Annotated in this window: 12 protein-coding genes; 6 read left to right on the top strand and 6 right to left on the bottom strand. The window is 60.4% G+C overall.

The window, feature by feature from the left end; genetic code table 11:
• Nucleotides 1-135: 135 nt before the first annotated feature.
• Nucleotides 136-1,437 (bottom strand): IS1380 family transposase, encoded by a 1,302-nt coding sequence (locus J2887_RS03370; protein WP_227174047.1) that lies wholly within the window; start codon nucleotides 1,435-1,437, stop codon nucleotides 136-138.
• Nucleotides 1,438-1,586: 149 nt separating this feature from the next.
• Here J2887_RS03370 and J2887_RS03365 point away from each other — a divergent pair, with 149 nt between their 5' ends.
• Entirely contained in the window at nucleotides 1,587-2,249 is a 663-nt protein-coding gene (locus J2887_RS03365) for a hypothetical protein (RefSeq protein WP_227174046.1), read from the top strand.
• A 777-nt stretch (nucleotides 2,250-3,026) separates the two neighbouring features.
• Here J2887_RS03365 and J2887_RS03360 read toward each other — a convergent pair.
• Nucleotides 3,027-4,151, bottom strand: coding sequence for an ISL3 family transposase (locus J2887_RS03360; protein ID WP_227174042.1), 1,125 nt, complete (start codon nucleotides 4,149-4,151; stop codon nucleotides 3,027-3,029).
• A gap of 163 nt (nucleotides 4,152-4,314) precedes the next feature.
• Between J2887_RS03360 and J2887_RS03355 the strand changes: the two genes are divergently transcribed.
• A complete protein-coding gene (locus tag J2887_RS03355; RefSeq protein ID WP_227174041.1) occupies nucleotides 4,315-4,674 on the top strand; it encodes a hypothetical protein in 360 nt (119 codons plus the stop codon).
• An 81-nt stretch (nucleotides 4,675-4,755) separates the two neighbouring features.
• Nucleotides 4,756-6,417 carry a DUF4124 domain-containing protein gene (locus tag J2887_RS03350; protein ID WP_227174040.1) on the top strand — a complete coding sequence of 554 codons (1,662 nt, stop codon included), beginning with the start codon at nucleotides 4,756-4,758 and terminating at the stop codon, nucleotides 6,415-6,417.
• Here J2887_RS03350 and J2887_RS03345 read toward each other — a convergent pair.
• A complete protein-coding gene (locus J2887_RS03345) occupies nucleotides 6,412-7,467 on the bottom strand; it encodes a DUF3137 domain-containing protein (RefSeq protein WP_227174039.1) in 1,056 nt (351 codons plus the stop codon). The genes J2887_RS03350 and J2887_RS03345 overlap by 6 nt on opposite strands.
• A gap of 57 nt (nucleotides 7,468-7,524) precedes the next feature.
• Between J2887_RS03345 and J2887_RS03340 the strand changes: the two genes are divergently transcribed.
• The 3 genes from J2887_RS03340 to J2887_RS03330 all read left to right on the top strand — a co-directional run bounded on the left by J2887_RS03340 (nucleotide 7,525) and on the right by J2887_RS03330 (nucleotide 9,584).
• The gene (locus J2887_RS03340) at nucleotides 7,525-8,253 is read left to right on the top strand and encodes an AraC family transcriptional regulator (protein ID WP_227174038.1); all 729 of its coding nucleotides are present in this window, start codon (nucleotides 7,525-7,527) and stop codon (nucleotides 8,251-8,253) included.
• A 75-nt stretch (nucleotides 8,254-8,328) separates the two neighbouring features.
• On the top strand, nucleotides 8,329-9,228 hold the full coding sequence (locus J2887_RS03335) for a DMT family transporter (RefSeq protein ID WP_227174036.1): 900 nt from the start codon (nucleotides 8,329-8,331) through the stop codon (nucleotides 9,226-9,228).
• A complete protein-coding gene (locus J2887_RS03330) occupies nucleotides 9,225-9,584 on the top strand; it encodes a tRNA-binding protein (RefSeq protein ID WP_227174034.1) in 360 nt (119 codons plus the stop codon). Before J2887_RS03335 ends, J2887_RS03330 begins: the two co-directional genes overlap by 4 nt.
• A gap of 21 nt (nucleotides 9,585-9,605) precedes the next feature.
• On the opposite strand, the gene glcF is transcribed toward J2887_RS03330, so the two are convergent.
• From glcF to J2887_RS03315, 3 genes are all read right to left on the bottom strand, one after another.
• On the bottom strand, nucleotides 9,606-10,814 hold the full coding sequence (glcF, locus tag J2887_RS03325) for a glycolate oxidase subunit GlcF (protein WP_227174033.1): 1,209 nt from the start codon (nucleotides 10,812-10,814) through the stop codon (nucleotides 9,606-9,608).
• Between the two features lie 69 nt (nucleotides 10,815-10,883).
• Complete coding sequence (gene glcE, locus J2887_RS03320; RefSeq protein WP_227174032.1) at nucleotides 10,884-11,948, bottom strand: glycolate oxidase subunit GlcE; 1,065 nt, start codon at nucleotides 11,946-11,948, stop codon at nucleotides 10,884-10,886.
• On the bottom strand, nucleotides 11,941-13,410 hold the full coding sequence (locus J2887_RS03315) for an FAD-linked oxidase C-terminal domain-containing protein (protein WP_227174031.1): 1,470 nt from the start codon (nucleotides 13,408-13,410) through the stop codon (nucleotides 11,941-11,943). Before J2887_RS03315 ends, glcE begins: the two co-directional genes overlap by 8 nt.
• Nucleotides 13,411-13,419 lie beyond the last annotated feature (9 nt).

The following is a 13,419-nucleotide window of genomic DNA, read 5'->3' as shown; positions in this document are numbered from 1 at the left end:
AGTTTCGCAGACTGGTCGACCCATCGCCATGCCGGCTCAGCTCAGGCCCTAACCGCTCAATATTTAAACGGTAGCCGTCCTCCGGACACACTACCCCCTTCCCCCCATTGCGTCGGGCCGGGGGAGCCCAGGGTTCTATCCCGGAACCAGTCGGCGCACCAGATCTGAGAGTTCATCTTTGTACGGGTAGGTATCACTCATCAGCACCCGGACTCGACGGGTATTGCGGATGATCACCGCACCCACCTTGATCAGCTTGAGTCTCAGTGTGCTGGCACTCATACGCTCGAACGGTGTCTTCCTCAGGTGGCTCCGCAGCCGTTCGAACAAGGTGTAGGCAAAGCCCGACAGGATCAATCGCCACTGGTTGGTCCACCAGTGGGTGCTGGAGGTGCGATCAGCAAATAGGCTCAGTTGCTGGTCCTTGATCCGGTTTTCCATGTCACCCCGGGCACAGTACTGCTCGTAGTAGAGCTTGAACCCGTCATCGTAACGGGAGCTGATGATGAACCGGGGATTGGAGCCCAGCTCGCCTTCTTCCAGGCGGGCGACCACCCAGCGAGGGTATTTCCAGGACTTCGCCTGATACTGGAAGCGGAAGGTCTCCGCCACCTTTTCTTTCACCTGCCACTGGGTCGTGCGTACCAGCATCATGGGCACGTCCACTTCCTTGAGCAGGCGGCTGTTCTTGCTGATGCCAACGATGTAATCGACATCATTGTGGTCGCACCAGCTCAGTATCCGGGGTCGGTAAAAACCGCTGTCACCCCGGAATACGATGCGGGTATCCGGCCAGTACTGGCGAATGAAGCGCACCAGCAGCGCCAGAATGGCCCAGCTGTGGCGGCTGTCACTGCGGTTGCTGGTGCGCAGGTAACTGACCAGCAGGTGGCGACCACAGAACACGTACAGCGGAAAGTAGCAATGGTGGTCGTAGTAACCGTTGAAGAACTTGCCCGGCTGCTCGCCATGGACCGGAATGTCGGTGCCATCAAAGTCGAGCACAATTTGCTTCGGCGGCTCGTCATGCTGCTCGATGAAATGGTGCCAGAGCAGCTCGTGGGCCTTCACCATCGCCTGCCGGTCTACTCGCTGCTCCATCCGACATAGCGTGGATTTGCCGGCCAGATCATTGTCCTGGTCAACCGCTGTTTGAAGTGCCTGATCAAAGCGCAGGGCTTCGTGATCATTCAGGTCTTCGTAACCGGCCGCCACGCCGAAGACCCGTTGACGAACCATGGTGTCGAGCTTGTGGCGCACCATCTCTGGTGTTCGCGGGTCTTGTAGCACCGAAGCCAGGCGCGAAGTCAACCGATGTTGTCTGTCGACTTCACGGAGCAGCAGTAATCCGGCATCGGAGGTGATATGGCCACCGGAGAAATCGGCTTCAATCTGGCGGCGTGCGAGTGGCGAGAAGGTTAGTTTTTCAGGTACCATTTTGGAAGTGGCTGTTGGTGCTTGGTGGATTGGTTAGGCTCTTAAAACCATAGCACTTTCAGCCGCTTTCTTTTATCCCCCGTGAGAAATCCGGGCTAGGATTTCCAGGGGTAAATAATGGATATTTCCCGCTCAACAAGGAGAGTGTTATGGGCAATGTTACTGCTGCCGAGCGATACACTACAGCTGATTTCAGAAGTACTCCGCTAATTGCTTTGGCCGATCTAATGGGGCTTAGTGAGCACCAAGTGCAAATTGCAAGAAATCCAGAATTATACTCTCCGATCCTAAATGGTATCGCTCTGTACCGCCACCTTCCCGCGTCGGATCGAAGACAGGTAAATAGCGCAATAATCCATGATGTCCCTTACGGTGGTTTGACAACCAAGTTGATGGGGTTGATTGGTGACCTAAGTGTGCAGCGTTTCTGGTATATGTGGTCTTTGTCTGATGATGAGTTGTTAGAATTTTTTCAGTTCTCTAAAGACAAAGAAAAACTTACGAGTCAGTTCAGTCCCCTCTCGCTTCCTGATTTTACTATTTCGTCAATTGCCACCGGTGTTTTTTTGATGTCGCAGAAAGGTCCTAGGGCTTTTGTGAGCGCTCAATTGCAGGCGCTGAAAGAAAGTGAGTTGGTCAAGGAAGTTGCCAAGAGGCTTGGACTCAGTAACCGCATTGTGGGAGCGTTAGGCGCGTTTAGCGTTCCATCTCTCATTGTTATTTCTGGCATTAATATCATGGCCAAGAAAGAGTCTGAAATGGCGAGAAAAGAGCTTGCTGCTCGGGGGCTTTTGGCTTATAGCGAGCTCTGACGTGCTTGTTATTATGATCACTACCGGCTTGGCTGGCAGCTTTTTATACTATTGTCTCCTGCTCGGCCTTGCCACCAAAGATCTACAGAAAACGCGGCTTTACTGGGCCCGGTGCGTTGGTGCAAATGCCTTTCTGCTAGCTGTTAGTGCGACAATGGTCGCAAGTTATTTCGGAGCAGAATTAAGCTACTTTCTGACAGTCTCTTTATGGTTTGTTTTCGGGCTCGTTCTTCATTCTGGCTACCTTGTTGTGACTAAGATTGCTGAAAAGGAAAGTGTCGATGAAAACGATACAAAGAGTGAAGATTAGATCCGATCTATTTAAGGTGCGGTGGTCGGTCCTGGCGCTTTCTATCACATTAGCATCCGTTAGCCTTCAGGCTTCTCCGCGTTTCAAATACGATGAGCGCCTCCTCCCCGTGGCAAGAGTATTCATTGGTCTATCGTTATGCGCAGATTCTTCAGCGTCCCGCGGTGCTGATGCGGGCGCCAAAGACTATGAGTTAATCAACGGGCGATTGTTGGATGCCATCAAACTGTCTGGCTGGGACAAAGAGGCCTTGCCCTCTGCGATGGTCGTTGGATTTGAGGAGCTTTCAACACAACAAATTGCGTCAGGGTTCAGGTCTGAGATCCAGTACTCTGACAGTTTATGTGAGAGGTACGCCGCTGATGCTCAGAGATTCATTTCCCGAGGAATACCAAAGCCCGACTAAAAGCAACACATTCATGATTTATGTTCTCTGATTACTAATTGGGAACAAAGTAGCTGAACACTTAAATGTTTCGGCCATACATCTTCAACCAAACAATAAAGCGATAAAATATCAATGGCTTATAGCGACCCAGCCTTATCGACCATTGTATTGAGCTGTGTTCGGATACAAAGTTTCGCATTAGTAGCCGAGCCATCTGAACCCATTCCAGCCAAGCTGAACGAGCACCTTTGACACGATACCCCTGCCAGATGTCTCGAGCCTTTTCCTTGAGGTACCACACCAGGCCGGTGTCTTTAAGCGCATCCGACAAGTTCCGGATTTGCCGAACCTGCTGTCCCTCAAGGCTCTTGCGGTGACGTAACCAGGTATATCGGCTTCGGTGGATCTCCTGACGCATCGAACGATCCGCCCGCGCCATGTCAGCCTTGCGAGTGGAATCAAGCGCCCGGGTCAGCATCTGTGCAACATGAAAGTGATCGAAGGCAATCTTCCGGTGGGCTTTCTCGATATGGTCAAACGTGGCCTTCTGATAGGCCGGGCTCATGTCCATGGAGATCGAGATAATCGACTGTTTGCACGGCTCTTTCAGGCTTTCGTAAAAACGGCCAAGACTGTCTGAAGACCGGCCGTCTTCCACCGCGAGGACTTGCCCCTCGGCATTGGAAACGATCGTCACATAGTCGTGCCCCTTGCGGAATGCCGTCTCATCGACCGCCAGCCGAGTAGTATCCCGGTTGGGCGTATTGGCCAGCCCCCGACGCACCGCTCGATCCATGATGTTGTCGATGGCGGTCCAACTCAGACGCAACTGTTTGCTGACGGCAGAGATCGAAGCTGCCTTGAGCCAACTAATCACAAAGGCTTCAAACAGCAATGTGTACCGGCTGTTCTGTTCAGCCCAGGGTACGCTGATAGTCAGGCAACCATGCTCCGGACACTGTACTCGAGGGACTTGAGCAACCACTTGCGTCCGAAATTGGCAGGTATCGAGATGACGCCAACGACGCTCCCGTGAGTCGTAGCCCGGGCAGGTACGGGCACAGCGAGGGCAGACCAGTTTGGCGCTGCGGTCTAGATCGACCTGGACTACAACGTCTCCCTGGCTCTTATCAAGCTCGACGCCTGAGACAAACCAGGGCGAGGAGAGCCCAAGAATCTGTTGGTAAAGGGTGCATTGATCCAACGGTAGTCACCATCCGTCGCGTTAATCGGATGGGATAACAGTGACCAAAAACGATAGGAAAATAAATAGTTACCCACCAAAAGAAGTGAAGAGCCATACTTATACAGCTTTTACGCACCATGCCCTACGGCATGATTCCCTGACCCCCGGAGAGAGTTTCGTAATGCCCCAGAACTACGTCGTTGTCACCGCTCACCGTAGCGAGTTTCCCCAGCCCATCCACTTCACCAAAGGGGCGGCGCTGACCATCGGCGAGCAGTACCAGGGACCGGAAGACTGGGATAACTGGTACTTCTGCACCGTTGAGGGCCTCCCCGGAGGCTGGGTTCCCGCCCAGGTCATCCATTGGGACAGGGATGGCTTCGGGACGGCTCTGGAAGACTATACCGCCAGGGAACTCGACGTTGATCCTGGCGATACACTGTCTGGCACTCGAATCCTGAACGGCTGGGCCTGGTGCCACAGCAGTGATGGCAAAGCTTCTGGCTGGGTACCTCTGGAGAATCTTCGGGAGGCTCCTTAAGCATTGCGATTTGATCACGGGTGTGGGCAAATGGGGTACAGATTGCCCGTAAGATGACGGTTTACACGACAAGGAGCGTTTGTGACCACCAGAGTTTCACCAGGCCTGGTTTTGGCCCTGTTGATCGCACCACTGACGGCGACCGCCGAGCTCTACCAATGGGTGGATGCCAATGGTCAGCGCCATTTCAGCGACAAGCCACCAGCCCACATGAGTGCCCGGCCGCGGGCTCAGGAGGAGGCTCCGGGTGAGGCTCAGGAAGCGCCAGCCCACGCGACACGAACGGACCCGGTGCAGACATTGCCAACATTGAGTGTCGAACGGGAGCCGAGATCACGGCCGGAGCAGTATTCCTCCCAGTTTTCCAACGGCTACCAGCCACCCCGGGCCAGCGAGGCCCTGGCCCTCAGGCAACTGCTGCAGGACGGTCGCTATGATCTGCTGGGCGAGCGCCTGCAGCGGACAGAGGCGGCGCTGAAGCAGGACATCCGCCAGGAGCTTGCCCTGAAAGCCAGTTACGAGGCCTTCGAACTGGAAGAAGACCGTTGGGCGGCAGGCCTGGATCGCTGGATAGAACGCTGGCCCAACGAAGCCACCGCTTACCTGGCCCGGGCCACCTACCGTACCCACCAGGCCTGGCAGGCCCGTGGCGGTGCCTACCGTGACGAAACCCCGGAAGGCAATTTCCGCCGCATGACCGAGTGGTTCGAGCGCGCCAGTGAGGATCTGGACCGGGCCCGTGAACTGGGCCTGGTGTCGCTGTGGGCCGCCTGTCTGCGGATCAGCGCCGCCCAGGCAAACGGCAGCCAGAGCAGAGCGGCCCTGGCGCTGAGGCGGGCCATCAAACACTTCCCAGCCAACGCCATCGCGCGCCAGAGCTACCTGCAGGCACTGGCCCCCAAATGGGGTGGCTCGGCGCCAGCAATGATGGCGTTTGCCCATGACACTCAGGCTTACGCCGACCAGAATCCCAACCTGAAACAGCTGCCAGGCTACGCCATCTACGAAGCCGGGCGCATGGCTTACATCGCCAACAACTACCCACTGGCACGGCAGCGGCTGGACATCGCCATCAACCGCGGCGCTGACCACCGCGCCTATTACCTGCGAGCCAAGACCCTGCGCCGGCTGGAACAACCCGAGGCGGCGCTGGCGGACATCAACCGCGCCATTGCGGACTACCCGGACGACGCCGACTACCTGCATCAACGTGCCCGCATCCACGCCAAACTGAACCTGCTTGACGAATCGCTGAACGACATCGAACGCGCCTACGCCCTGGACCCGACCAGCGAGAACATCATCAGCCTGCGCCGCTATCTGTTCTCCCGCCTGCAGCATCCGGACCGGGAGCTGATGGCCTACACCCCGGTCACCGGCCGGGTCGACCAGCAGGATGCCGATGCCCTGTTCAACTTTGCCAAGGCAGAGATTGCCGAACATCGCCTGGACAGCGCCAAGGACGCACTGGATCGGGCGATTGAACTTGAGCCAGAGCGTTTCGAACTTTACCGGGTAACGGATCTGGTGCTGTTCAAGCAGGGACGCCTGGAGCTGATCCTCGAGTACTGGCAACGCTATCTGCGCCTGCGGCCCAACGATGGCCGGGCGTATCTGGAACGTTCCGGGACCTATTATCACCTGCATCGCTACGAACGCAGCAGCGCCGACGCCAAGCGGGCGATGGAACTCGGCACCCCCGGTGCGGAACGGGCCTACCGCCAGACACAGGCGCTGTTATGACGCTCGCCACGCGCTCGTGTGCCGGCTGGCCAGCCAATCCAGCTTGAGCTGGCGCACCATGCCGGTGACCATCGCCAGTTCCTGCTCAATCAGCGGCATGTGTTCGAGGTCGTAGGCGGACACATCGATGTCGATGGTATCCAGCAGATTACCGAAATAGGACAACAGGAACACCACCCGGTTGCCACGGAATTCACAACTCAGGCCGGAGCCCTGGGCCCGGGCCCGGAACAGGTCATCGAGTTCGATGATCCGCTCCGCCATGGCGGGGGTCAGCAGCTGGCGGGCGTATTCCGGGTCGTCAGCGGTGACGTCGTAACGCTGCCCAAACTCCGGATGAGCCAGGGTGACCCGCTCGCGGCCACCGGAACCGGCAAGCAGATTGCCCACCCGGCCGAAATCCGGCTGCACCACGGTGACGGCGGGAAACTCGAACGGCATGGTCATCACCAGGATCGCGCCCCGGTGCACGTTGGTGCTGTTCCGGTTGGCGCGCCGCTCCAGCTTGAGTTCACAGAATTCGAACCCGACCTCCTCCACCGAACCCCGGATGTAGTCTTCACTGCTTTTGGAGGAGTAGACCGGCAGAATCTCGAACGACTTGAGCGCGTCGAGGTCGACACAGCCGTCTTCGCTGTAGTGGTAGTCACCGAAAGCCTGCACCAGCACCGGCATCAGTTTCTGCTTGTAGTGCCGCACGTACTGGATCTCCGGATAGAACACCCAGATCACGGCAGCGATCAGCACCAACAGGGTGTACATCGTCAGATCGCCGTCCTCCAGCATGACGATATCCAGCGCCAGGGCCGGCAGGTACAGTAGCCACCCCAGACGCAGGAACCAGGTCTTGCGCCAGCTCTTTTGACCCAGCTTGTGCAACCGGAAGTCTTCCAGCGGTGCCAGCAGCGGCACCACCCGGGTTTCCAGCAGCTGCCTGAACTCTTCGGACAACGGCCGCGGTGCCCCCTGCCCGGCACTGCTGGTCGACGGCCTGGCCAACTGCTGCACGGCCTCCTTGGCCTGAAAAAAGGTATTGAGGAACTGTCTCATGATGTCTCGGTACTTGTGTCCCTGAACACAATAGTGCGCGCGCGATATACTACCACCATGACCACACCCCTGACTCTTGAGCTCCGCAGCTACAGCGACGAAGTCACCCGTCATCACCACGATCACCACCAACTGGTGTTGCCGGTGGCGGGAGAGCTGTCGCTGACCATTGCCCACACCGGCGGCGCGGTGTCCCGGGAGCAGGCGGCGGTGATTCCGGCCGGGCATGACCATGGTTTTGCCGCCGGCGACGACAACCAGTTTCTGGTGGCGGACATTCCCGATGCGCTGGCGCCGGCGATGGATCGCCTGCCACTGTTCTTTCCGCTCGACCCGGCGCTGCGTCACTACCTGGCCTTCCTGCACCACCAGGTCCGTTCCGCTGCCGGCAGTGCTGCCAGTCAGCGCCAGATGCTGTTGTTGTTGCTGCAACTGATGCAGGAGCGACAGCAGCCGGTGCTGGCGGTCGACCATCGCATCGCGGCGGCGCAGGCCTACCTCGACGATCACTTCCAACAGCCGCTGGTGCTGTCGCAGCTGGCCGCCGTGGCCCACCTCAGCGTGCGCCAGCTCACCGAGCTGTTCCGCCGTCAGCTCGGGCTATCGCCCCAGCAATACCTGGTTGAAAAGCGGATGCAGCAGGCCTGGCAATTGCTGGAAACCACCAGTCAGCCCATCCAGGCGGTGGCAGAACAGGTCGGCTATCGCAGTCAGGCGGCCTTCAGCGATCGCTTCCGGCGCCACTTTGGCCAGTCCCCCAGCCATTTCCGCCGACGCACGAAATAACTCCGCCCAAACGACAAAGACGCGTCGCCAGTGCCGGCATAGACTAAGGAGTCTCTGATTACCGGACCTGACACCATGCCTGTTCGCACCACCGCCACCCTGATCGGCGCCATTTCTGTCCTGCTCTGGGGCACCCTGGCGTTGCTGACCAAATTGACCGACGGGGAGATTCCGGAATTCCAGTTGATGGCGATCACCTTTGCCATTGCGTTCCTGCTGATGTGCGGTCGCTGGTGGTCCCGGGGCGAATCCGGGACCGCCTACCTGCGCCAGTCGCCGCTGGCCTGGCTGATTGGCGTCGGCGGCCTGTTCGGTTACCACTTCTGCTATTTCAAGGCGATGACCCTGGCACCGGCGGTGGAGGTCAGCCTGCTGGCGTACATGTGGCCGTTGCTGATCGTGCTGTTCTCGGCGCTATTGCCCGGTGAGCACCTGCGCGGCCAGCATCTGGTGGGCGCGGTTCTCGCCCTGATCGGGTGCTGGCTGCTGGTTGGCCGCAACGCTCAGGGCTTCGCCTGGGACAGCCTGCCGGGCTATCTGGTGGCGCTGGCCTGTGCACTGATCTGGTCCAGCTACTCGGTACTGAGCCGGCTGGTGCGCTCGGTGCCCACCGACGCCGTGGGCTGGTTCTGTCTGGTCACCGCGCTGCTGGCCCTGGGGTGCCACCTGATGTGGGAGGAGACCGTGTGGCCACAGCAGACCAGCCAGTGGATCGGGGTCCTTGGCCTCGGGCTGGGGCCGGTCGGCATCGCGTTCTTTACCTGGGATTACGGCGTCAAGCACGGCAACCTGCCGCTGCTGGGCACCCTGGCCTACAGCGCGCCGCTGATATCCGTGGTGCTGCTGGTGCTGGCCGGACAGGCAAGCTCCAGTACCGCACTGTGGCTGGCCAGCCTTATCATCGTCGGCGGCTCACTGATCGCCGGCTGGCCCCGTCGCCGCCAATCCCCAACCACAGAGGAAGCCACGACATGAGCGAATCGATATCGTCCACCAACGACCTGAGCTGGGACGAGTTCCAGCGCGTGGAGCTGCGCGCCGGCACGGTGATCGAGGTGGAGGATTTTCCCGAGGCGAGAAGGCCGGCCTATCGGCTGAAGATCGATTTCGGCGCCGAGATCGGGGTACGCAAATCCAGCGCCCAGATCACCGACCTGTACCAGAAGTCCGACCTGCTGGGCCGTCAGGTGCTGGCCGTGGTGAACTTTCCGCCCAAGCAGATCGGGCCGATGCGTTCGGAATGCCTGGTGACCGGTGTGCGCCGGCAGGACGGCGCCGTGGTGCTGGCCTCGATGGACGAGGCCGTCCCCAACGGCAACCGTCTGGAGTGAACCGGGGACAGAGGTCCCTGATCAGCGATCCAGCAGTTCGATCCAGTGACTGACCGGAACCTCAGCCTTGCTGCCAAGGTGCATCTGACAACCGACGTTGGCAGTGGCAATCACCGCCGGCTGATCGATGGTCAGGGCCTTGAGCTTGTTATCCAGCAGCTTCTGGCTGAGCTCGGGCTGGGTGATGGAGTAGGTCCCGGCGGAACCACAGCACAGGTGCTTGTCAGTGGTTTCCGCCAGATCAATACCGACCCTGCGCAGGACCTGTTCCACGGTGCCGCTCTGCTTCATCGCATGCTGCAGGGTGCAGGGGCAGTGGAAGGCAACCTTGCCGGGGGTCTGACGCACCGTCAGGGGTTCCAGATCCTGTTGCAGCAGATAGGCGCCCAGATCGATGGTCAGCTCGCTGATCTTGCGGGCCTTGTTGGCGTAGACCGGGTCATCCTTCAACAGGTGGCCATAGTCCTGCACCATGGCACCACACCCCGACGCGGTCATGATGAGCGCCTCCGCCCCCGCCTCGATGGCCGGCCACCAGGCATCGATGTTGCGGCGCATGGCGTCCAGGCCAGCGTCATGATTGGACAGGTGATAGTTCACCGCTCCGCAACAGCCCGCCTCGGGCGCTTCCACCATGGTAATGCCGAGACGGTCCAGCACCCGCGCCGCCGAGGCATTGGTACCGGGCGTGGCGGACGGCTGGACACAGCCGGCCAGCGCCAGCACCACCCGAGAGTGACTGGCCGCCGGCCACGGCTTGGGCGCCTGTCGCGGTGGCACCTTGGCTCGCAGTGCGCCCGGCAACAGCGGCCGGAACCACTGCCCCATCCGCAGCAACACGCCGAACAGCCGGCGGTTGGGCAATACCCGCGCCAGGGCCTGGCGTAACAGGCGATCACGGGTCGGGCGCTCCAGCCTCTCTTCCAGCAAACCGCGGCTGATGTCCACCAGACGACCGTACTCCACACCGGAGGGACAGGTGGTCTCACAGCTGCGACAGGTCAGGCAGCGATCCAGATGCTGCTGGGTCTTCTCGGTCACCTCGCCACCCTCGAGGAACTGCTTCATCAGGTAGATTCGACCCCGAGGACCGTCGCGTTCGTCGTTCAGTTCCTGATAGGTGGGACAGGTTGCGGTGCAGAAACCGCAGTGGACACAGGCCCGCAGAATGGATTCCGCCTCCTGGCCCTCAGCGGTGTTGGCAAATTCGGCAACAAGGTTCGTTTGCATGGTCGCTCATCTACTGTTGTCAGTCGCTACTGATCGTTATTTTTTGGAGTCGGTTATTCGGGAGCACCGTCACAGCCAGCTATAAAGCCGGCCCGGATTGAACAGTCCGTGCGGATCAAAGGCCTGCTTCATCCGAGTCTGCAGGCCCGCGAGAGCCTGTGGCTGATGGTGCATGACCTCACCGCTGCGGTCGCCACCACGGAACAAGCTGACCTGCCCGCCGGCTTCCCGCGCCAGTTGTTCCAGCTGCGGCTGTTCGGCGTCACCACGGTACCAGCGCTGGGCCCCGGCCCAGTCCAGCAGCCAGGCACCCGGCAGCGGTGCCAGGGCGGCATTGGCGCGTACCGAGAATCGCCACAGCGGTGCCTCACCCTTGAAATAGTCCAGTTGCTGGTCCTGCAGCGAACGCCAGAACCCATCGGCCTGCTCCAGCACCTCACCGCCCCACTTCGCCGCCGTTGCTTCCACCGCGGATTGCGCCCCGGCCAGCCGCAGGTACATCCGGCCTCCCTGCCAGCAGGCAGCGGTCAGTGGCTTGGGCTCGGCGGCCCGGGCGTTCATCTGCTGTATCGCTTGCTGGGCCGACATCTCTCGCACCAGGGTCAGGCTCGCCGCTGGCCGCGGCATGACTTTCAGCGAGATCTCGGTCATCACCCCCAGTGTGCCCAGGGCACCGGCCTGGAGCCGGGAGACATCGTAGCCGGCCACGTTCTTCATCACCTGGCCACCAAAGCGCAGGTGCTCGCCGTTGCCGTTGATCAGCCGGATACCCAGCACCTGATCCCGCACCGAGCCGCTCCAGGGCCGTGCCGGACCGGACAGGTTGGCCGCCAGCGTGCCGCCGAGGGTGTCGCTGTCACCGAAATGCGGCGGCTCGAAATGCAGCGCCTGGCCATGCTCAGCCAACGCCGCCTCAATCTCCCGCAGCGGGGTACCGGCACGGGCGGTCAGCACCAGTTCCACCGGGTTGTAATCGACGATGCCACGATGCTCGCCGACGTTCAGATCCTGGGTCTCGGCATCGGCCTGGCGGCCCAGAAATGCCTTGCTGTTGCCCCCGACAATGCGCAGTGGCTGGCCGGCGGCCTTTGCCGCCAGCACCTGCTCCAGGAGTTGTTCGCTGCGATCAGTCATGGTCGGCCTCCACGGCGTGCTGTTGGCATTTGTGCTCCAGGGATCGGTATTCCTGGCAGAACCTCAGGGTCGGGACGCCCTTGCCCGGGTTGAGGATGCCGGGGGGGTCAAAGGCCGCCTTGACCGCGTGGAACTGGGCCAGCTCAAGGTCGTTGAACTGGATTGCCATCTGGCGGATTTTCTCGACCCCAACGCCGTGCTCGCCGGTGATGCAGCCACCCACTTCCACGCACAGCTGCAGGATGCGACTGCCGAAGGCTTCGGTGCGCTCAAATTCGCCGGGGACATTGGCATCAAACAGGATCAACGGGTGCAGATTGCCATCGCCGGCGTGAAACACGTTCGCCACCCGCAGGTCGTATTCCTGGGACAATCGCTCCATCTCGGTGAGTACAAACGCCAGCTGACTGCGGGGAATGGTGCCGTCCATGCAATAGTAGTCGGGCGAGATCCGGCCCACCGCCGGGAACGCCGATTTACGGCCCTTCCACAGCAGCGCCCGCTCCTGCTCGCTGCGGGAGGTGCGCACCGACGTGGCGCCAAGCTCCCGGAACAGGGTTTCCGCCTGCTCGATGTGTTCTTCCACTTCCTCTTCGGTGCCGTCCACCTCACACAGCAGCAGCGCCTTGGCCTCCCGCGGGTAGCCAGCACCGGCGAAATCGTCGGCGGCAATGATGGCGTGGCTGTCCATCATCTCCAGACCACCGGGAATGATGCCGTGAGCAATGATGCCCCCGACCGCGTCGCCGGCCTTCTGCACGCTGTCGAAGCCCGCCAGCACCACTCGCGCCCTTTCCGGCACGGGCAGCAACCGCACCTGTACTTCGGTGACAATCCCCAGCAGACCTTCCGAACCGGTGGCCAGGGCCAGCAGATCCATGCCGCAGACATCGAGGCCATCGCTGCCCAGAGTCACCCGCTCTCCCTCGACGGTGATCAGTTCCACACTCAGAACGTTGTGCACGGTCAGCCCATACTTCAGGCAATGCACACCGCCGGAATTCTCGGCAACGTTGCCGCCAATGGTGCAGGCAATCTGCGACGACGGGTCCGGGCCATAATAGAGCCCGTACTGGGCCGCCGCCTCACTGATGGCCTGGTTGCGGACCCCGGGCTGCAGGCGCGCGGTACGGGCCAGCGGATCGATCTCCAGAATGCGGTTGAACTTCGCCAGCGACAGCACCACACCGTCGGCATGGGGCATCGCCCCGGCACTGAGTCCGGTGCCCGCGCCCCGGGCCACCACCGGCACCTGGTAGCGATGGCACACCTGCATCACCTGCTGTACCTGGGCCACGGTTTCCGGCAACACCACCAGCAACGGCATCTCGCAGTACATGGACATGCCGTCGCATTCGTAGGGTTTCATAGTTTCGTTGTCGGTGATGACGTAGTCCGGGTCGATAAACGCCCGAAGCTCGGCGGCCAGTTGCGCCTGACTCACCCTGGGTTGGTCGCTCATGTTGACGGT

This window comes from Marinobacter sp. CA1 (assembly GCF_020546665.1).
GTDB classification, from domain to species: Bacteria; Pseudomonadota; Gammaproteobacteria; order Pseudomonadales; family Oleiphilaceae; genus Marinobacter; species Marinobacter xestospongiae.
The sequence above is the reverse complement of the archived record's forward strand: the minus strand, read 5'-3'. Positions and strand labels throughout refer to the sequence as shown.

Excerpts from the sequence above, each read along its gene's own strand:
- J2887_RS03370 (WP_227174047.1), bottom strand. The coding sequence starts at position 1,437 with ATGGTACCTGAAAAACTAACCTTCTCGCCACTCGCACGCCGCCAGATT.
- J2887_RS03365 (WP_227174046.1), top strand. The coding sequence starts at position 1,587 with ATGGGCAATGTTACTGCTGCCGAGCGATACACTACAGCTGATTTCAGA.
- J2887_RS03355 (WP_227174041.1), top strand. The coding sequence starts at position 4,315 with ATGCCCCAGAACTACGTCGTTGTCACCGCTCACCGTAGCGAGTTTCCC.
- J2887_RS03345 (WP_227174039.1), bottom strand. The coding sequence starts at position 7,467 with ATGAGACAGTTCCTCAATACCTTTTTTCAGGCCAAGGAGGCCGTGCAG.
- J2887_RS03340 (WP_227174038.1), top strand. The coding sequence starts at position 7,525 with ATGACCACACCCCTGACTCTTGAGCTCCGCAGCTACAGCGACGAAGTC.
- J2887_RS03335 (WP_227174036.1), top strand. The coding sequence starts at position 8,329 with ATGCCTGTTCGCACCACCGCCACCCTGATCGGCGCCATTTCTGTCCTG.
- J2887_RS03330 (WP_227174034.1), top strand. The coding sequence starts at position 9,225 with ATGAGCGAATCGATATCGTCCACCAACGACCTGAGCTGGGACGAGTTC.
- glcF (WP_227174033.1), bottom strand. The coding sequence starts at position 10,814 with ATGCAAACGAACCTTGTTGCCGAATTTGCCAACACCGCTGAGGGCCAG.
- glcE (WP_227174032.1), bottom strand. The coding sequence starts at position 11,948 with ATGACTGATCGCAGCGAACAACTCCTGGAGCAGGTGCTGGCGGCAAAG.
- J2887_RS03315 (WP_227174031.1), bottom strand. The coding sequence starts at position 13,410 with ATGAGCGACCAACCCAGGGTGAGTCAGGCGCAACTGGCCGCCGAGCTT.